Annotated in this window: 17 protein-coding genes and 1 pseudogene; 10 read left to right on the top strand and 8 right to left on the bottom strand. The window is 71.2% G+C overall.

What is annotated here, in order from left to right:
* Nucleotides 1-5: 5 nt before the first annotated feature.
* The 6 genes from IEY79_RS08035 to IEY79_RS08060 all read right to left on the bottom strand — a co-directional run bounded on the left by IEY79_RS08035 (nt 6) and on the right by IEY79_RS08060 (nt 9,217).
* Nucleotides 6-1,577, bottom strand: a complete 1,572-nt coding sequence (locus IEY79_RS08035) for a dynamin family protein (protein ID WP_189106636.1) — start codon at nt 1,575-1,577, stop codon at nt 6-8.
* Entirely contained in the window at nt 1,577-3,712 is a 2,136-nt protein-coding gene (locus IEY79_RS08040; protein WP_189106637.1) for a dynamin family protein, read from the bottom strand. The genes IEY79_RS08035 and IEY79_RS08040 overlap by 1 nt, the downstream gene beginning before the upstream one ends.
* Nucleotides 3,705-5,336, bottom strand: a complete 1,632-nt coding sequence (locus IEY79_RS08045) for a dynamin family protein (protein WP_189106638.1) — start codon at nt 5,334-5,336, stop codon at nt 3,705-3,707. Before IEY79_RS08045 ends, IEY79_RS08040 begins: the two co-directional genes overlap by 8 nt.
* Complete coding sequence (locus tag IEY79_RS08050; RefSeq protein ID WP_189106639.1) at nt 5,336-7,417, bottom strand: dynamin family protein; 2,082 nt, start codon at nt 7,415-7,417, stop codon at nt 5,336-5,338. Before IEY79_RS08050 ends, IEY79_RS08045 begins: the two co-directional genes overlap by 1 nt.
* Nucleotides 7,418-7,449: 32 nt before the next feature.
* Entirely contained in the window at nt 7,450-8,058 is a 609-nt protein-coding gene (locus tag IEY79_RS08055) for a Pycsar system effector family protein (RefSeq protein WP_189106640.1), read from the bottom strand.
* Between the two features lie 265 nt (nt 8,059-8,323).
* Nucleotides 8,324-9,217: a S1 family peptidase gene (locus IEY79_RS08060; RefSeq protein WP_229700738.1), complete on the bottom strand. Its 894-nt coding sequence runs from the start codon at nt 9,215-9,217 to the stop codon at nt 8,324-8,326.
* 970 nt (nt 9,218-10,187) lie between these two features.
* Here IEY79_RS08060 and IEY79_RS08065 point away from each other — a divergent pair.
* The gene (locus IEY79_RS08065) at nt 10,188-10,679 is read left to right on the top strand and encodes a DUF6328 family protein (RefSeq protein WP_189106642.1); all 492 of its coding nucleotides are present in this window, start codon (nt 10,188-10,190) and stop codon (nt 10,677-10,679) included.
* A 27-nt stretch (nt 10,680-10,706) separates the two neighbouring features.
* On the opposite strand, the gene IEY79_RS08070 is transcribed toward IEY79_RS08065, so the two are convergent.
* Both IEY79_RS08070 and IEY79_RS08075 read right to left on the bottom strand, forming a co-directional pair.
* Nucleotides 10,707-11,183 carry a VOC family protein gene (locus IEY79_RS08070; protein ID WP_189106643.1) on the bottom strand — a complete coding sequence of 159 codons (477 nt, stop codon included), beginning with the start codon at nt 11,181-11,183 and terminating at the stop codon, nt 10,707-10,709.
* A gap of 86 nt (nt 11,184-11,269) precedes the next feature.
* Entirely contained in the window at nt 11,270-11,647 is a 378-nt protein-coding gene (locus IEY79_RS08075; protein ID WP_189106644.1) for a VOC family protein, read from the bottom strand.
* A 135-nt stretch (nt 11,648-11,782) separates the two neighbouring features.
* Between IEY79_RS08075 and IEY79_RS08080 the strand changes: the two genes are divergently transcribed.
* The 9 genes and pseudogenes from IEY79_RS08080 to IEY79_RS08115 all read left to right on the top strand — a co-directional run bounded on the left by IEY79_RS08080 (nt 11,783) and on the right by IEY79_RS08115 (nt 18,648).
* Nucleotides 11,783-12,313 carry a GNAT family N-acetyltransferase gene (locus IEY79_RS08080; RefSeq protein WP_189106645.1) on the top strand — a complete coding sequence of 177 codons (531 nt, stop codon included), beginning with the start codon at nt 11,783-11,785 and terminating at the stop codon, nt 12,311-12,313.
* Between the two features lie 265 nt (nt 12,314-12,578).
* On the top strand, nt 12,579-12,710 hold the full coding sequence (gene pqqA / locus IEY79_RS08085; RefSeq protein ID WP_189106646.1) for a pyrroloquinoline quinone precursor peptide PqqA: 132 nt from the start codon (nt 12,579-12,581) through the stop codon (nt 12,708-12,710).
* A gap of 11 nt (nt 12,711-12,721) precedes the next feature.
* Nucleotides 12,722-12,823: pseudogene (locus IEY79_RS38180) on the top strand (pyrroloquinoline quinone biosynthesis protein PqqB); the annotation flags it as partial.
* A 173-nt stretch (nt 12,824-12,996) separates the two neighbouring features.
* Nucleotides 12,997-14,100, top strand: coding sequence for a PQQ-dependent sugar dehydrogenase (locus tag IEY79_RS08090; protein ID WP_189106647.1), 1,104 nt, complete (start codon nt 12,997-12,999; stop codon nt 14,098-14,100).
* 333 nt (nt 14,101-14,433) lie between these two features.
* Nucleotides 14,434-15,921, top strand: coding sequence for an ATP-binding protein (locus tag IEY79_RS08095; protein ID WP_189106648.1), 1,488 nt, complete (start codon nt 14,434-14,436; stop codon nt 15,919-15,921).
* Nucleotides 15,918-16,340, top strand: coding sequence for a roadblock/LC7 domain-containing protein (locus IEY79_RS08100; RefSeq protein ID WP_189106649.1), 423 nt, complete (start codon nt 15,918-15,920; stop codon nt 16,338-16,340). Before IEY79_RS08095 ends, IEY79_RS08100 begins: the two co-directional genes overlap by 4 nt.
* Nucleotides 16,337-16,696 (top strand): DUF742 domain-containing protein, encoded by a 360-nt coding sequence (locus tag IEY79_RS08105; RefSeq protein ID WP_189106650.1) that lies wholly within the window; start codon nt 16,337-16,339, stop codon nt 16,694-16,696. The genes IEY79_RS08100 and IEY79_RS08105 overlap by 4 nt, the downstream gene beginning before the upstream one ends.
* A complete protein-coding gene (locus IEY79_RS08110; RefSeq protein ID WP_189106651.1) occupies nt 16,671-17,402 on the top strand; it encodes a GTP-binding protein in 732 nt (243 codons plus the stop codon). Before IEY79_RS08105 ends, IEY79_RS08110 begins: the two co-directional genes overlap by 26 nt.
* A gap of 4 nt (nt 17,403-17,406) precedes the next feature.
* The gene (locus IEY79_RS08115) at nt 17,407-18,648 is read left to right on the top strand and encodes a cytochrome P450 family protein (protein WP_189106652.1); all 1,242 of its coding nucleotides are present in this window, start codon (nt 17,407-17,409) and stop codon (nt 18,646-18,648) included.
* The last annotated feature ends 101 nt before the right edge of the window (nt 18,649-18,749 follow it).

Consider the following 18,749-nt stretch of genomic DNA (forward strand, 5'->3'; position numbering starts at 1 on the left):
GCCGCTCAGCCCGGCCGGTTGACGCCGCCGGGCCCGTCCAGTTCCGCGAGGAGGTACTCGTAGGACCGCACCACCACCCGGGCCGCCTCCCGGCTCGGCCCGGACAGGGCGCCGCCCTGCCAGCGCACCAGCCAAGTCGTGTGCCGGAGACCGGCCTGCCGGCGCAGCTCCTCCACAGGGGTGTCCGGGGGCAGCCCGAGCCGGTCGGCGGGGCGGCGCCCGAACTCGCCCGCACACTGCCGGATCTCATGCGCCTGCGCGTCGCTGAAGCCCAGAGCCCCGGCGTACAGCCGCCGCAGGGTGTTGAGTTGGGCGAAACCCGGTTCGTCGACGACCAGCGCCTCGATGACGCCGATCGCCTCGTCCAGCGCCGATCGCTCCCGGGGACCGAGCCCGGCGGCCAGCCGCTCCGGCATGGAGCGCACGCGCTCGGCGGCGGAGTCCAGCTTGAGCAGGGCGGCCCGGTGCCCGAAGTGACCGGCCAGCCGGTCCCGCAGTGCTTCCATGCCGCTGTCCCGCATGAGATGGGCCCGCAGCTCCGGAACCGTACGCACGTGATCGCGCACCGCCTCGCAGGCCGAGTGGATGCCGTACGCGCCGAAGCGGGTCCACAGCCGTCGGCGTTCGGCGGCGTCGAGCGGCAGACCGGACCCCTCCGCGCAGAACATCGACGCCATCGACAGCGCCGCGAAGAGTGTGTCCCGCGATACGCCGGCCAGGGCGTGGAAGCTCGTCAGTGTGTTGTCGTCCAGAGTGCCCGCCGCCTGCCCTATCAGGCTGCACACCGGGGTGAGTTCGTACAGCCGCTGCTTCATACCGGGTGCCTCGCCCATGGTCCGCTCCGCCAGGGCGCGCCCCCGCTCCAGAGGGTGCGGGCCGCCTGGCTGCCACAGATGCTCACACTTGGTGAGGACTCCCAGAGTGGTCAGCGGGGTGGACATGGCGAATCCCGGGCCGAGGAAGTGCGCGAGCAGGTCCGCGTCCACCGTCGAGGGCCCCCGGATCGAGAGGACCAGGATCAACGCGTCCGCCGCCGAGGCGTGGCGCAGCGTCGACCGGTCGAGTTCGTCGGCGTCGATGCCGAGGAAGTCGAAGGTGTTGCGCGAGTCCTCGACGTACCGGGAGTCCAGCCCGGGTGTGTCGATCAGCTCGAACTTCTTCAGATACGGCGCGCCGATCTCGGCGACGATCTCCGAGATCCCCCGCAGTTCCCCGGCGTACTCCTCGCGCCGGACCGTCAGCGATTCGAGCCGGTCCAGGCTGGTGGTGACCGGTGGCCGGCCGTCCTTGTAGTGGATCGTGAGGCCCGGTGTGTCACCGTGCCGCAGGCGGTTGACGTTGAAGGTCAGCTCCTGCGAGCCGGTGGCGACCCGCTCCTCACCGATGAGCGCGTTCACGAGCGTCGATTTCCCGGTGCTGATACGGCCCACCACCGCCACCCTCATCAGCCCGGCAGCCCGGTCCCTCTCGGCCTCCAGCGCTTGGCGCAGCAGGGCTGTGCGGTGGCCTCCGTCGGCCAGCGACGTGAGGGCGGCGGCGAAGGCGGCCGCGACCCGTCTCTCCAGATCGTCCGCCACTACGCGCCGTCCCCCCTGCCGTCTCCCGTGCCGTCCCCCGGGCCGTCGAAGTGCCCCGCGCCCGCGTCTTCTCGGCTTCCCCCGTCTTCTCCGCTTTCCGTGCCGGCCAGCCGGCCGACCGCTGACGCGAGCCGGTTCACCTGGCTCTCCGCCTCCGCCAACGGGCGCTGTTCCTCGGCCAGTTCGGCCAGCCGGAGCGCCCCTTCCGCCTCGGTGCGCACGAGAGTGTTGCGCAGCCGGGGCAGCGTGTCGTCGATGCGCTGCCGCTCCCGTGTGATCCGGCTGTCCATGTCCGCGCCGATCTCACTGCGGAACTCCGCCATCGTCCGCTCCACCACCGCCCCGATCCGATGCGCCTGCGTGCTCCTGGCGTCCTGGAGCGCCACGGCGAGTTCCCGCCGCCTCGCCGCCATCACCTCGGGCGAGACCTCCTCGGTGACCACCTCCTCCCACTCGGAGGCGGGGCGCACCTGCCTCCTGCTGGTGAAGGTCTCGGTCCGGGGCGCCGAGAAGAAGTCCATGGTGGCCTCGGCCGCCCGCTGGAAACCCTTGCCCAGAAACCGGCCGATCCCTGTGGCGATCGCCTGCTTGCGCGGGCTGCGGGGGAGCGTGACGGTCTCCGTCACCGTCTCGTACTCCGCCTCCGTACGGTGGATCACCCGACGGGTCGGCCGGTGCAGCCTTCCGAAGGCGCCGAGATCCACCACCGGTGGCGACGGAAGGCCGCGCAGGGCGCTGCCGGTCAGTTCGAGCCCGATCCGCTCGGCGATGTCGCGCTGGGTCCGGGCCGCCTGCCCGGCGCCCCACGTGCTCACCGCGCTCAGTGCCACCCCGAGATCGCTGTTGACCCGGTCGGCGAGCTGGTCCGGTTCCTGGAGATAGCGGTCCACCTGAAGGTATTCCTGCTCGGCCCGCTGCCACACGGTGTCGAACTCGGCTGCCCCGCGCTCGCCCAACTTCCGCTCCAGCAGGGCGAGTTCGGTCTCCAGCTCGGCACGCCAGGAGGCCGCGCCGTCCGCCAGTTCCGCCAGCCGCGCGGACTCCCGTTCCATCTCCCGCTCCAGGCTCTCGACCCGGGCGCGGCCGGTCTCCCGCTGCGCCTGTTCCTCCGCCCGCAGCGGTGAGAGAAGCACATGGACGGCCGACTCCAGCTCGGACAGTGCCCCGCCGAGCAGTACCTTGGCCCGGTGACGGGCCAGCCGGGACCACACCGCGGCCTCCAGCCGGGCGAAGCCCGAACGGTGGAGCAGGTCCCTGTTCCCCGTCACCAGGCCGGTGATCTTCGCGGTGCTCGAAATCGGCAGGACCTCGATGGCGGCCACCGGCTTCCCGGTCACCTCGGCGATCCGGGCCCGCACACCCGCCAGGAAGTCGTCCACGTCGGGGACCAGATCGATATGGGTGAGGGCGAACATCATCGCGTCCGGGCGGTCGGCCGCCCCGACCGCGTGCGCGGCCTGTGCGAGGAAACCGACCTCGCTGTCGGACAGCGGCTCCTGTGCCGACGACACGAACAGCACCGCGTCCGCCGTGGGCAGATACTGCTGGGTCGCCAGCGTGTGGTCGTGGTACACCCCGCCCACCCCCGGCGTGTCGACCAGGACCAGCCCGGACGCGAGCCGGGGGTCCGGGAGTTCGATTTCCAGGAGCAGCGCCCGCTCGGCGTCCGGATGGGTGGTGCCCTGGGCCGCGTACGACCCGATCTGCGCCCGCTCGATCCTTCGGCGCTCGGGTGGCGCGGGCGCGGCGGGCGGCGCGGTCTGCCCCGCCGCCGGGCGGTTTCCCGGTCCGCCGTCCAGGCCGCTCCCGCTTGCCTCCGCCCCCGCTTCATTACCGGCGAGGGTCACATGAATACGTTCCTGGTCCCCGTACGCGACCGTGGTGACCAGCCGGGTGGTGAAGAACATGTCGACGGGCAGCAGGTTCGGCTGCTCCAGGAGCGCGTTGAGCAGACTCGACTTGCCTCGCTTGAACTCACCGCACACCACGACCGACAGGCGCCCCGACGCGAGGCGTTCGCGCGCTCCGTAGAGCCGGTCCGTGGTCTCGCCCGCCGTGCCGCGCTCCTCGGCGGCCTCGGTGATCCTCGCCAGCAGGGAGAGGATCACCTGCCGCAGAACGTCGTACTCAGCCATGCCCGGCCCCTATCCCTTCCTCGGACGCGTCGAGCGCCTCCGAGACCCCTGATGCCTCAACCGATGCCTCAACCGATGGCTCCACCGCTTCCGACGTCCCGGACGCCGTGACGCGGTGCAGCAGCAACTCGTACGAACGGCGGATCACCCGGACCGCGCCCCGCGAGGCGCCACTGTGCTCGCCGAGGGCGTCCGCCCGCGCCCAGCGGCCGACACCGGCCCCGGCCCCCTCCGCCAGCGCCCCGGCGCCCGTGCCCTCCGGCAGCCCGAGCCGCGCCGCCGGTGAGGTTCCGTGCTCGCCGGTGACCCTCAGCAGCTCCTCGGTCTCCCGTGCGCCGAGGGTCAGCCGGCCGGCGTAGTGGTCGCGCAGAACGGCGAGTTCCAGGAAGGCGTGTTCGCGGAACTCCAGCGCGGTCAGGTCCGACAGGGCCGGTCGCAGGCCGGCCGGCAGGCGGCCTGTGAGCGAACGGGCCTGCTGGACTACGCGGTTGACCTTGATGACCTCCGCCCGGTTGCCGAAGTGGTCCAGCAGCAACCGCCGGAAGTCCTGGACACCACTGCGCTCCAGCAGCTCCGCGCGCAGCGCCCCGATGTCCTCGGCGTCCTCGCGGACCAGACAGCAGGCGGTCACGATCCCGTACGCACCGAACCGGGCCAGCAGGCCGGCCCTGCGCGCGGCCGGCACGGGTACGTCCGGGAGCTCCCGGCCCGCGAAGTGGGGGCCCCGGCGCACGTGCCTGGCCAGGGCGTCCTGGTCCAGCCGGGAGAGTGTCACCAGATCCGCGTGGTCCTCCTCGGTGAAGGTGCTCGCCGCCGAGCCCAGCAGCCCGGCCACCGGCCGGAGTTCGAACAGCAGACGACGCGCCCCCGCCGACTCCATCAGGAACTCCGCGACCCGTCGCCCTTCCGCGAGGGGGTCCGGGGCAAGGGGCCAGTAGTGCTCCACCTTGGTGAGCGCTCCGACCGTGGTGACCGGTCCCGCCGTGTCGAATCCGGTGCCCGCGAAGTCCCCCAGCAGCGCGGCGAACTCGCCGGACAGCCCCCGGTCGAAGACCGCGACGAGCGCGTCGGCCCGGGCGGCGTGGCGGACCGAGGCCGCGTGGACCTCGTCGCCCGAACGGCCGAGCCAGCGGAGGGCGTTGGCGGAGTCCTCGCCGTAGGTCGAATCCAGCCCCGGGGTGTCGATCAGATCGTGCGCCAGCAGCTGAGGACTGGGGTGACCGATCTCCAGATGGTCGATGCGCCGAAGCAGCGCCTGGAGTTCCGGGTCCCGAGCCCGTGCCCGTACGGCCAGTCGCTCCATTTCCTCCAGCGGGTACGCGGCGGGGGGCGCGCCGTCCTTGTGGTGCACGATCAGCCCCGCCGGGTCCGCGTGCCGGAACCGGCAGACGTTGAAGGTGAGTTCGAGCGCGTGGGTGGGGGCGGGTGCCGCGCCGAGAAGGGCGTTGACGAGCGTGGACTTTCCGGAGCTGATCCGTCCGACGAGCGCGATACGCATCCGTGCCTTGAGCCGGTCCCTGCTCTCGGCCAGCAGCCGGCGCACGTCCGCCACGGGCTCACCGTCCGCGGCGGAGAGTGCGGCGTCCGCCCGGTCGAAGGCCGCGTACACCCGACCCGGATCCATCAGCTTCCGGCCTCCTCGCCGGCGTCCCCGTTACCGTCTCCGCCGCCCGGGTGCTCGTCCCGGTCCTCGCGGTCCGCGCCCGGACGGGCGGCCTCGGCGCCGATGTCCTGGAGCCGGTTCAGGGTCCGCTGGAGCGGGACCCGCTCGTTCTGGAGGCGCTGGACGCGCTGCTCAGCGTCCTGCTCCTGCGCCTCGTACGTCTCCCGGATACGCGCCAGGGACGCGTTCACACTCTCCCGTTCCTGCGTGATCCGGCTCTCCAGTTCGGTCACCACGGCGGTCGACATCTCCGCGACGAGCGCGTCGACGGACGCCCGCAGGTGCGTCTCCTGTGACTTCCGCAGGGGGGTCAGCGTCTCCTTCAGGCTCCCGCGTTCGGCTTCCCGCTCCTGCTTCGCGGCCTCGTCGGCGGAGTGTCTGTGCCCCACGCCCGCGCCGAACAGCGCGCCGACGATCGACCCGGCCCAGGCGCCGAACTGGGCGCCCACGGCCGTACCCGCGCCGGGCAGGAACAGCGTCCCGAGGAGCGCGCCCACACCGGCCCCGGTGCCCGCCCCCACGACACCCCCGGCGCCCGCGACGACCGTCACCTCCCGGACCCGCCGCCCCAGGGAGTGGGGCCGCTCGTCCTGGCCGACCCCGGTCCTGACATCGACCGGCGGCACCGGCGGGTCCGGGAGCCGTGTGAACCGGGGGCTGCCGAGCGACAGACCGCTGCTCAGGGTGAACTCGCCCAGAATGCGGGCGGCCTCCCGGCCCGCGGTCTCGTTCAACGTGGCCACCAGCCCCGCCGCGTCCAGGCTGATCTGGCGGACCAACGCGTCGGGGTTCTTCAGATACTCCTTCTTGTAGAGGTAGTCGGCGTACGCGGTGAGCCATATCTGGTCGAGACCGGCGGAGGCCTGGCCGCGGAGATCCGTGCGGACGGTGGTCATCGCGGCCGTCAGTTCCGACCTCCAGAGCGAGTTCGACTTCCCCAGCTGTTCCAACCTGCCCTGACGGACGAGGTAATCGTCCCGGAGCTTTCCCAACTCGGCCTTCGTGGCGCGCCGTTGGGAATCGATGGCCGCGTCGACAGGGTCGATCAACGCCTGCGTACCGCTTCCGAGTGCGGTGAGCGCGTCCCCGAGCAGCACTTTGGTACGGCGCCGGTTCAGCGCGGCCCACAAGGCGGCTTCCAGAGCGGCGAAGTTGCTCAGCTCCCAGTCCGCCGTGTCGCCGTCCGCCAGGTGGTCGAGTCGGGCCTGGGCGGAGACCGGGACGATGGTCAGCTCTCCGGCGGGACGGCCGGTTGCTTTCACGACCTTGTCGGTCAGTGCGGCCAGGACCTGGTCGTACGAGCCCACCAGGTCTGTCTTCGTCAGGACGAATATCTGGGCGTCCGTGTCGTCGTCGACCTTCGCCGCGTCGCTCGCGGTCCTGATGAAGTCGGACTCGTGCCGGGTCAGTGGCTGAGTGGCGTCGGCCACGAACAACAGCGCGTCGGCCTGCGGCAGGAACGCGAGGGCCACCGCTGTGTGCTCCTCGTACATACCGCCGACGCCCGGTGTGTCGACCCACCGGATCCCCGCCTCCAGGCGGGGGTTGGGTGTCCGGATCTCCAGATGGAGGGCCCGCCGGGCGTTGTGCGGGTTGTTCGCCTCGGTGACGTAGTCCTTGATCTCCGACCGGCTGATGATCCTGCGTACGGTACGTGGCTCCGCCCGGCCGCCGGGATCCCCGCTCAGGCCGTCCCCGCCGGGCCCCTCCGGGGCGACCGCCGGCTCGTCTTCCGGTTCTTCGACCTCCAGGACGACGGCGATCTCCTCCGTGACCCCGTACTCCACGGTGGTGACCAGACGCGTGGTCAGCACCGTGTCCGTCGGCAGCAGGCCGGGCTCCCCGAGGAGAGCGTTCAGCAGCGTGGACTTGCCCCGCTTGAACTCGCCGCAGACCGCGACGGTGAGGCGTCCCTCGCTCAGCCGCCGCCGGGCCGCGTCGAGCCGTGCTGCGGTATGTGCCGCACCGGTGGCCTCGGCGGTGGCGGTGACCGTGTCGAAGAGGGCGAGAAGTTCGGAGCGGAGCGATTGGTAACGGCTCATGACGGATGTCCCCCATCCTCCGGAGCGGGCGTTCAGGCGAGGAGCAGCACCAGGACGACGAGTGCCACCGCGAAGGCGGCCAGCGCCAGGGACACCTGTACGAGCAGGTGTTTGCGCCACGCGACCTGGCTCATGACGACGAGCTGACGGCTCAGCATCGGGAGCAGGTCCTCCTGCCCCAGGGCGGCCCGGAGCCGCACCGGATCCCAGTGCCGCACGTGCCCGAAGTAGACGAAGTTGTCGGGGGCGGCCGCCCGCGCCGCCCGCGTCCGCAGCCGTGGCTGGATGGCGACGATGGCGCACAGCGCGCCGATCAACAGGGCCACCAGCGCGATCAGCACCATGGAGCTCAGGGCGCCGTCCACCCGGCGGCCCGCGAAGGAACCGTCCTTGGCCAGCGACGCCAGGCCGGCCGCCGAGGCGGCCTCCAGGGTCAGGGCGAAGCTCGCCTTGTTGTCGACCCGGGCCGTCCAGTCGCCGAGCGCCTGATGAATACGCCAGGCGTTCTCGCGGGCTTCGGCGGCCGTCGGCGGCTGCGCGGGCGGCGGCGCCGGTGCGGGGGTGGGTGAAGGCGGCGCATGGGGTGGAGGTGACGGGTCGTCCGGTGACGGCGATAAAGGTAAGGGTTCGTTTCGAGCCATGTGTCGTCTCCCCCGATGCACCGTTCAGCTCTGCTCACATACCCAATCACTTCCGGGCACAAGCCACCGGCGAATCCGCGGAATTCGGTACGACCGTACGACCGCACGACGGGGGACGCGTGTGTGTGACGAGCCCCGGACACGCGACAGCGGGCCGCGCCAAGGGCGCGGCCCGCCGGGGACATGGGTCCCTGCGTCCCTCGGAGCTTCAGAGGATCGTCACCCTCGAAGTTCCCGGACGCATCGGAGACTGATTTCAGCTGCCTCAGATGATCGACACACCGTAGACACTGAGGGCCTCGGTGACCGGCTGGTAGAACGTGGTGCCGCCGGAGGAGCAGTTGCCGCTGCCGCCGGAGGTCAGGCCGTGCGCCGTGGAACCGGAGAAGAGCGCGCCGCCGCTGTCGCCGGGCTCGGCGCAGACGTTGGTCTGGATGAGACCGGAGACTATGCCGTCGGGGCCGTAGTTCACGGTCGCGTTGAGGCCCGTGACCGTGCCGCTGTGCACGCCGGTCGTGCTGCCGCTGCGGGTGACACCCTGACCGACGGCCGGGTCGGCCGCGCCGTCGATCTCCTGGTAGCTGCCGTTGTACAGGTAGACCCTGCCGTCGGCCGCCGCCGGGTTCGAGTGCTGGATGATCCCGTAGTCGTTGCCCGGGAAGCTGGAACCGGCGGTCGAGCCGATCGACCAGCTGCTGCCGATGTTGGTGCAGTGACCGGCGGTCAGCGCGAAGTTGGTGCTGCCGTTGGTGACGTTGAAGCCGAGCGAGCAGCGGGCGCCGCCGGTGGTGATGGCCTCGCCGCCGGCGATCAGCTTGCTGAACTTGCCGGGGGTGCGCTTGATCGTCACACCGGCGTCGGTGTCGGCGAGAGCCGACTTGACCTCGGCCAGCTCGGCGGCCGAGACGGAGGTGTCGGCGGTGACGACGATCTTGCCGCTGGCCTGGTCGGTGTACCAGGCGGTACCGGCCACGTCCGCGCCGCGGACGGCGGAGCTGGCGTCGGCGAGCTCGGCGGCCGTCACCTTGGCCTCGGGGGCCGGGGCGGCGACCGCGGACGGTGCCGCGAGCGCGACGGCGGTCACCAGACCGGACGTCACGGCGAGCATGCGAGCGCGTCTGGACACGCCGTTGAGGGGGGAGAAGCGCTTGAAGGTCACGAAATCCTCCATCGGTGGGGGGGGAAAGCACGGCCCCGTGGGGTGTGGGCCGTTGTTCGTGCGCCGGTCCCCGGCCGGTCGGTGCCGGCCGTGGACCTGTCGATCCGCACGGAAGAAATCGTTGACGGGGTCAGCTTCGTACACAAGGCCGACTTCCGGACCCCGGCCGTCCGCGCCGTGGAAGCCCGTGCCCGCCCCCGCCGCCGGGCCGGCCGCCACCGCTTCGCGCGCACTCGTCCGACGGTTTGCTGCAAAGCGGCCGGGTGCGGTGACGTGGCATGGGAATCGGGTCGAAAATGCCTGCGGGACAACGGGTTTGAGCCTGTATACGGAGAGGCTGCGGCGGGTCACGTCACGAACACACACGGTTTGCACGGCGGTTCGGGACCCGGTACGAGTGCGTGTACTGCCGTGCCCACGGCCTGGCCGGTGGCGGCGGACCGGGCGCCGCCGCTGTTGCCGGGGCGGCGTTATGGGGCGTACGAGCGAAATCCGCGCGCCCGCTCGATGGCCGAATATCTTTGTACGGAGGCGAGTTGGCCTCATCTTATCCGTCCACATTCGGCCAGCGCTCAGCCCTTGTGGGGCGGCCCGCCATGTGCTGGACCGTCAGAAGCCCCCGTGGGGCCGGTACCGGCACCGTGATGCCTGCCCAGCGGGATCACCGGCGGTGTACCGCTCATCGGGTCGGTCGTGATCCGGCAGCGCAGCCCGAACACAGGGCCCGGTCGGCAGGGCGTCACACAACTCGGCGTCGGTGGCGTCGGGTCGCGCGGGCCGCAGATCGTCGCGGAGGGTCCCGGCGAAGACGCGTCGGCCTCCACCACTTGCCGCTCCTTGACCATGTCGGCGACCGCTTTGACCACATGGTCGAACGACGGCAAGGCCAACCTTCGTACTTTCTGCTGGTGTGAGCGGATCAGGCATGGACACCGCCCGCGGGGAAACCCGGAGGAGCATGACGAGTGACATGAGCAGACCAGGCGACGACGGCCCCGCCGGGCGTGACGAATCGCCGAAGGAGCGCGCCGACCGGCGCTGGGCGGAACTGCTCCAGGAACTACGTGTGGCACAGACCGGGATACAGCTCCTCTTCGGGTTCCTGCTCACCGTCGTCTTCCAGACGCGCTTCACCAAGCTGTCGGACACCGACACCAACATCTACGTGGCGACGGTCGTGCTCGGCGCCGTCACCACGGGCGCGCTCATCGCACCGGTGTCCTTCCACCGGATGGTCACGGGGCGGCAGTTGAAGCCCGAGGCGGTCGAATGGGCGTCCCGGCTCACCGTCCTGGGGCTGGTCCTCCTGCTGTGCACCATGGCCTCGGCGCTGCTGCTGATACTGCGCGTGGCGCTGCACAACGCCGTGGCGCTGTGGATCGTGGCGGGACTCGTCGTGTGGTTCGTACTCTGCTGGTTCGTCCTGCCGGCCTGGGCCCTGCACAGCGACAACAGGCGCTGACGCCCGGACCCGAAGCCAGGGGGCGGATCATTCCTCGGTGAAGACCCCGCGGGCCCGGCGGGTGATCTCCTCCGGAGTCAGGTCCTCCAGGTGCGTGAGGAAGACCCAGACGTGACCGAAGGGGTCCCGCAGCATCGCGGTGCGGTCGCCGTGGAACTGGTCGGCCGGAGGCGACAGCAGCTCCGCCCCGGCCGCGACGGCCCGCCGCGTCAGCGCGTCGACATCGGCGACGAAGACATGCAGCCCCACGGTGGTGCCGCCGAGTACGGTCGGCCCGCCGAACAACGGCCCCTCCGCGTCACCCAGCATGAAGACGGATCCCTCGATGCCGACCTCGGCATGCACGACGCGTCCCTCCGGGCCGTCGATGCGGAACAGTTCCTCGGCGCCGAACGCTCTGCCGTAGAAGTCGATCGCCGCGTGGGCGCCGTCGACCATGACATGGGCGATCACGGAGTGACGGTAGTGCTCGGGAACGGTGTGCGTGCTCGTGCTCGTGGTCATGCGAACTGCCTCCTCGTTCGGCCGCTGCCGGTGACCACGAACGTAGAAGCTGAACCACGGTTCAGGTCAAGCCCGTCCCCGCAGGATCACGCCGGGCGGTCCTGGAGCACGGAGAGCGTGTTGCCCGCCGGGTCGGTGAACCACGCGATGTACGGGCCGTCGAGCCGGAAGATGCCCCGGTCGTCGGTCTCCATGCGGGGGTAGCGCTCGAAGCTCACGCCCCGCCGGACCAGGTCGTCGACAGCCTGGTCGATGTCCTCCACGGGGAAGTTGAGGATCGTGTACGTGGCGGGGACATGATCCGGCTTCGGGTAGACGAGCACCTCCGCCCCGCTCCCGAGATGCAGCCGCAGCATGCCGTTCGCCTCCGTGACGTCCAGGCCCAGCGTCTCCTCGTAGAAGACACGGGCCCTCGGGATGTCGTCCACGGCGAAACCGCTGAACGCCTTGCTTCTGCCGAGCATGGCTGCTTCCTCTCGTGCGGCGGGGTCCTGGCACTCTTCCCGACCGTACAAGGAGGACCTCGCCCCGGCAGCCCGGCGATGCCGGGCGGAGGCCCGCCGTCCGGGCCGTCACACCGGGTGCGTAATACTCTCGCCATGATCACGCGTATTACCGCGGCCGGTCCCGCGGCAGCCCGCCGGAGGGCGGGCCGTTCCGCCCCCGCCGTCACCGTCCGGCGGGCCACCGCGCGCGACGCCAGGCGGCTGACCCGGCTCATCCAGGCGTCCCGCGCCTACGAGGGCCCGTACGCGCCCATGATCGCCGGCTACCGCGTGGGGCCCGACTACATCGAGACACACCGGGTCTTCCTCGCCGCCGGTCCGGACGACCGCCTGCTCGGCTTCTACGCCCTGCTGCTCGACCCGCCCGAGCTGGACCTGATGTTCGTCGCCGACGCCGCGCAGGGCCTCGGTGTCGGGCGGCGGCTGGTCGAGCACATGAAGGGGGAGGCGCGCGACGCCGGAGTCGCCGCCGTACGCGTGGTGTCGCATCCGCCCGCCGAGGGCTTCTACCGCCGCGTGGGCGCCGAACGCGTCGGGGCGGTGGCGGCGAACCCGCCCGCGGTGATGTGGGACCGCCCGGAGCTGGTCATCAGGGTCGGCCCCGCCGAGACCGCCGCGCCCTGACCGCGCGCCGGCCACGGCCGACCGGGAACGCCACCCGCACGGTTGGTCGGCTTCCGGAGGCCCTCCGATCCGCGGCCGGATGTGGTCGGACGGGATGCGGTCCGCACCATTGACCGAGCCCCACGAGAGACGCGACGCTGTCGCACATGGCTGAACGCCGGACATTCATATGAATGAGCGTTCGGTGATCGGCACCGTGTGTCACCGATAAGTCAATCCTGAATCACTCCTGACCCCCACATCTCAGGAAGGCAGGCAACGGCTCATGAAGGACTCACAGGAATCGGCGCAGGAGCCGACGGACGGCACGATCAACACCATCAACTGGCAGACCCCCGAGTTCACGGTCGTCGAGACCGCGCTGGAGGTCACCGCCTACGCCCTGACCGACCGGTAGACCCCGCCGCCATGCTGCCGCAGGTGCTCGGCACCGCGGCGGGCGGCGGGCTGCCCCAGTGGAACTGCGCGTGTCCCGGCCGCGCCGGGGCACGCGCCCACCCGGACGGTCGGACCCCGGACTGTCGGCGCCCTCGGCGCGATGCCCCCGGCGCCCCCGTACATCTACCGGGATCACCCCAAGGACCACGGAGCCGCACCCGGTCACCCTTAGAACTTTCTTTCCCGCGGCCCCCCATGGCCGCACCACGCGCACCTCCCGCCCCCCACTCCATCCGGAGGAATCCATGCACGGCAGCAACCCGACGAAGACCCCTGCCAGGACGGCGGCGGCCGCGGTCGCCGCGGCGGCGCTCGTCGCCGGACTCGTCCAGACGGCGAGCGCGGACGAGCCCCGCGCCGCCGCGGCCGGCGAGCCGACCGACATCACCACCATCTCGACCGGCTACTCGATCCCCTGGGGCATCCACTGGCTGCCCGACAACTCCTCGGCACTGGTCACCGAGCGCGACACCTTCAAGGTCTTCAAGGTGACACCGGACGGGCGGCGGACCGAGATCGGCTCCGTCCCCGAGTCCCAGACCACCGGGGGTGAGGGCGGCCTGATGGGCGTGGCCGTCGACCCGGACTGGGCGACCAATCACTTCGTGTACTTCATGCACACCTCGTCCGAGGGCAACCGCATCGCCCGGATGACCTACGACGGCACCCGACTCACCGGCTACACCGCCCTGTTGAAGGGCATCGCGAAGAACAGGTACCACAACGGCGGCCGGCTCGCCTTCGGCCCCGACGGCTATCTCTACGCATCGACCGGCGACGCGCAGAACACCGCCCTCGCCCAGGACAGGAACTCGCTCAACGGCAAGATCCTGCGGATGACGACGGACGGCGAACCGGCGCCCGGCAACCCGTTCGGCAACCACGTCTTCAGCCTGGGCCACCGCAACCCGCAGGGCATCGCCTTCGACCCGCAGGGCCGTCTCTGGGAGGCGGAACTGGGCGAGAACGCCCGCGACGAACTGAACCTCGTCAAGGCCGGGAACAACTACGGCTGGCCCGTCTGCGAGGGCAACTGCTCCACGGCCGGGATGACCAACCCGAAGGCCACCTGGACCACCGCCGAGGCGTCGCCCAGCGGGATCGCCATCGTCGACAGCGCCGTCTACATGGCGTCGCTGCGCGGCGAACGGCTCTGGCAGATCCCGATCAACGCGGGCAACGAGGACGTCGGCACACCGCGGGCGCACTACGTCGGCACGTACGGACGGCTGCGCGGTGTCACCAAGGTGCCCGGCACCGACGCGCTGTGGCTCTCCACGACGAACGCGGACGGCAACGGCGGTGAGCCGGCCGGGTCGGACAAGATCTTCCGCGTGACGATCGGCTGACCCGGCGCGCGCCCCGCTCACGAGCGAGTCGCGCACCTCCCCGGTACGGCCGCTGCCCCGCGTGGAACTCCCCTTCCACGCGGGGCAGTCGGCCCGCTCTCGCACGTGCGGTCGCGGCGGCGACGGCGAGCGCGGTCGCGTACTCCGAGCGGCTTACCACGGTTTGCCCCCGTCCCGGACGCTTCTGGGGGCCGCGGCCCTCGTAGGGGGGATTCCCGGGGGACCTTGGCGCGAATGCGGTGCGAACACGTCCGGTCACGGTGTGTACTGTGCGGGTCCGTCTCACTGCTTCTCCTGGACCCGCCCGTCCCCGATCCTCCCGAGGTTCGTCCGATGATCGAGATAACGGTTCCGGCCGCTGCCGGCCTGTCCGCCGGGACTCTGCTCGCTCTCGTCCTGGGAGGGTTCCTGCTCCGCTCACGGCGTGACCGGTCCGGCCTTCGCGAGGAGATCGCGTGCCTGCGGGAGCGGCTCGACGACACGCGGGCGAAGGCCGCGCGCGCGTCCGACGACCTCATCGCCGAGATCGCCCATCTGACCGAGAAACGCATCCCCGCGGTGGCGACCCGCGCCGCGCACCCGCACGCCCAGGTGCCCGGACCGCTCAGCTCCGACTTCGCCCGAACCCGGCCCGGCGCCGGTCTGGAAGGAGTGCTCGACGGCCTGCTGGGCGTCATGACGAAGGAGCGCAAACGGGTCGACGCCGCGGCCCGTGCGGGCATGCGCGGCACCACCCGGGAGATCCAGGCGGGGCTCTACCGGCTCCAGGACGTGCTCCGAGGACTGCAACAGCAGTACGACGAACCCGAGTTGGCGCAGACCCTGTTCGAACTCGACCACGAGAACGAGCAGTCGCTGCGACGCGCGCAGGTCGCCGCCGTGGTGTGCGGCGCCTGGGTGGGGCTGGCCCGTGAGGAGTCGCACCTGGTGGACGCGGTGACGGGCGGCCAGTCCCGGCTCGTGGGATACCACCGCGTCCGTGTCAACAACCATCTGGAGTCCGGGACCGCACTCGTCTCGCACGCCGTCGAGCCGGTCGCGATCATCGTCGCCGAGCTCCTCGACAACGCGCTGCGGCACTCCTCACGCGACTCCGACGTCACGGTGAACCTGGAACGCGCGCACCACGGGGTCGCCGTCACCATCGACGACGCCGGAGTGGGGATGTCCGCCGACGAACGCGCCTACGCGCAGCGGATGGTGGCGAGCAGCGAACCCATCCTGCTCTCCGACCTCGGCGACCCGCCCCGGATGGGACTCGCCGCGATCGGCCAGCTCACCCGGCAGTTCGACCTGTCGGTGGATCTGTCGACCCCGTCCCCGTACGGCGGTGTACGCGCGGTGCTGCTGGTCGACAACCATCTGCTCAGCCATGTCGACCCGGTGGTCAGACCGCCGGCCGCCGCCGCACCGCGCTCCACCCGCGAGGCCGATACGCCGGAACCGCCGGTCAGGCAGGAGACGAGGGGAAAGCTGCCCGTCAGGACCGGCGGGTCCGCGAGGACCCGCAAGGTGACCGGGTCCCCGGCGTTCACCGCCGCCGAGATCCTCACGCGAACCAACTTCTCCCGCGTCGAGGACTCTTACCCCGAAACCGTCCCCGACCCCGGCACCGCGCCCGACGACGACCTGCCGCAGCGCAGGCGACGCCATGCCCGGCCCGGCGCCGAAGCGGCGGTCCCGGCGGCCCGGCCCGTTCCGGAGCAGGCCCCGCCGCCCGCCCGTACTCCCGAAGACTCCGCAGCGGCGCTCGGCGCGCTCCAGACCGGCACCGCAGCGGCACGATCCTCCGCCGAACCCGAAGGGAACGACCCGCGATGAAAAGCCGCGACGCCGGCGAAACGGCGTGGGTGCTCGATCCGATCCTGGAAATCCCGCATGTGCGGGCAGCCGTCCTCCTGACCAGAGACGGTCTCGTCTCCGGTTACACCGAGGCGCTGAGCCAGGCATCCGCCGAACGTACGGCGGCGATCACCAGCACCGTGCAGGGCGCGTGCCGAACGGCCGCCGCCGCCTTCGCCGACAGGGACGACGCGGAGATCCGCCAGATCGTCATCGAGTCCGACCACGGCTACATCCTGGTCGCGCCGACCTCGCACGGCACCTGTGTGGCCGCGTACGGGGGGCCCGAGGTACGCCTCGACCTGCTCGCCCACCGCGTGCACTCGCAGGTCGCCAGACTCGGCGAGAAGGCGATGACGGCCGCACCGCGCGCGGGCGAGGGTGGCATCCCGGCATGACCGGCCGCAGAAGCGGCCGTCCACTCGTTCCCGCCTATCTGTCCACCGGCGGGGTGGCTCGGCCGCGCCATACAGAGCTTGAGCGGCTTTCGCTGCTGACCGGCGGGGCCGGGCCCGCTCCCGACGGACTGCCCGCCGCACGGCACGCGCTGTACGACGTGCTCGACGGCGGAACGCTCACCCTGGTGGAAGCCGCCGCCCTGCTGGAGCTGCCGGTCTCCGCCGTACGCGTACTCGCCGCCGAACTGGCGGAGCAGGGGCTGGTGAGCCTGCGTCCGCCGGTACCCCCGGCAGCCCTGCCCGCGTCCGACCTGTTGAAGAGAGTGGCCGATGGCCTCCGCGCCCTCAAGCAGTAGCACCAGCGCCGACGGGCTCCACCTGCCCGACACCACCCGCGAGTTGGTGAAGATCCTGGTGGCAGGCCCGTTCGGCGTAGGCAAGACGACGCTGATCGACTCGGTGTCCGAGATCCGTCCGCTGCACACCGAGGAACACCTCAGCGAGGCGTCCGTGGCCGTGGACGACCTCGCGGGGGTCCGGGAGAAGACCACCACGACCGTCGCGATCGACTTCGGGCGGATCAGCCTGGAAGCCGGCATCGTCCTGTATCTGTTCGGCACACCCGGCCAGGAGCGTTTCCGCTCGCTGTGGGCGGACATCGCCCACGGCGCGCTCGGCGCGCTCGTCCTGGTGGACACGCGCCGTATCGACGACTCCTTCGACGTGCTCGGGCTGGTCGAGGAGTCGGGGCTGCCGTACGCCGTCGCGCTCAACACCTTTCCCGACTCACGCCAGTACACCGTCGAGCAGTTGCGCGGCTCGCTGGATCTGGAGCCCGGCACACCGATGGTCGTCTGCGACGCGCGTGACACCAACTCCTCCGTCGACGCCCTGCTCGCACTGGTCCAGAATTTGTTGGCGGGCCAGGCCGCCGACGGTCCCGCCGGAGCCGGGGCCGTGCCTGAGGCCGTACCTGAGGCCGCGACCGAGGCCACGACCGAGACCGAAGCCCTCGCCGGCGCCGTCGAGAGCGGCGCCGCGCCCACCCCGGAAGCACGGTGACCCGGTGACCTCGTACCCCGCCCCCGCGCAGGCCTTCTCCCTCTCGGCGCCCGTGCGGCTCTGGGACGAGGGCTTCGCCGCCGATCCGCACAGCCGGTACGAGGCCCTCAGGGCACAGGGCCCCGTCGGCTGGGGTGAACTCGCCCCGGGCGAGCCCGCGTACATCGTCACCGACCGCCGGGCCGCCCTCGACATCCTCCACGACCCCGACACCTGGTCCCACGACTCCCGGGAGTGGGAGTCCACCGCCGCCCCCGACTCACCGATCCTCAGCATGCTGAAGTGGCGCCCCAATCCGCTCTTCAACGACGGTGCGGCGCACGCCCGTTACCGCACCGCGCTCATCGACGGGTTCGACCTGGTCGAGCCGCACGACCTGCGCGAGCGCGTGCACCGCGCCGTCGACCTGCTGGTGGGCCGGTTCGGCCCGGTGGGCAGCGCGGACCTCGTGGACGACTTCGCCCGCCCGCTGATGACGCTGATCTTCAACAACCTCTTCGGCCTCCCCGACAGCGAGAGCGTCCGGCTCCACAACTCGATCGGCCGGCTCATGGAGGGCGGTGACGAGGCCGCCGCCGGTGAGCTGGAGTACGGCCGGTACGTCACGGAACTCGTCACGGCCAAGACCCTCAAACGCGGTGACGACCTGACCAGCTGGCTGATCGACCACCCGGCGGACCTCACGTACGAGGAGGTCGTCTGGCAGGTCTTCATCACGATGGCCGCCGGCCACGAACCCACGGCGAACCTCGTCGCCAACGCGCTCTCCAGGATTCTCGGCAACCCCGTGTACTACTCCACCCTCACCAGCGGGTCGCGCCCCGTGATGGACGCGGTCGTCGAAGTGCTGCGCCACGAGACGCCGTTGGCGAACTACGGCATCCTCTACGCCCGGGAGTCGCTGAGCTTCCACGGGGTATGGGTGCGCAAGGCGGTGCCTGTCATCGTCAGTTACGGATCGCTCGGATACTTCTCCGAACAGGCCGCGGCCGGGGCGCCCCACCATCCGCACGACGCCTCGCATCTCTCCTGGGGGGCGGGAGCGCACAAGTGCCCACTCAAGCAGCAGGTGCTGCTCATCGCCACCGAGGCCATCGAACGCATCACCCAGTGGCTGCCCGACTTGGAGCCCGTCATGCCGCGCGACCAACTCGCCTGGCGGCCGGGCCCGTTCATCCGCTCCTTGAAGTCGCTGCCCGTCCGCTTCACCCCCCGTACACCGGACACCGCCGTCGCCACCCCATAACGACGTCCCGCGCGCGGCTGCGCGCACCGCCGTCGTTCATGGCGTCCGGCCGGCAGGAGATACTGATACTCCTGCACAGGGAGTGACGGAGCGTCAGGTCG

The sequence above is a fragment of the Streptomyces camponoticapitis genome (genome assembly GCF_014646115.1).
Classification (GTDB): domain Bacteria; phylum Actinomycetota; class Actinomycetes; order Streptomycetales; family Streptomycetaceae; genus Streptomyces; species Streptomyces camponoticapitis.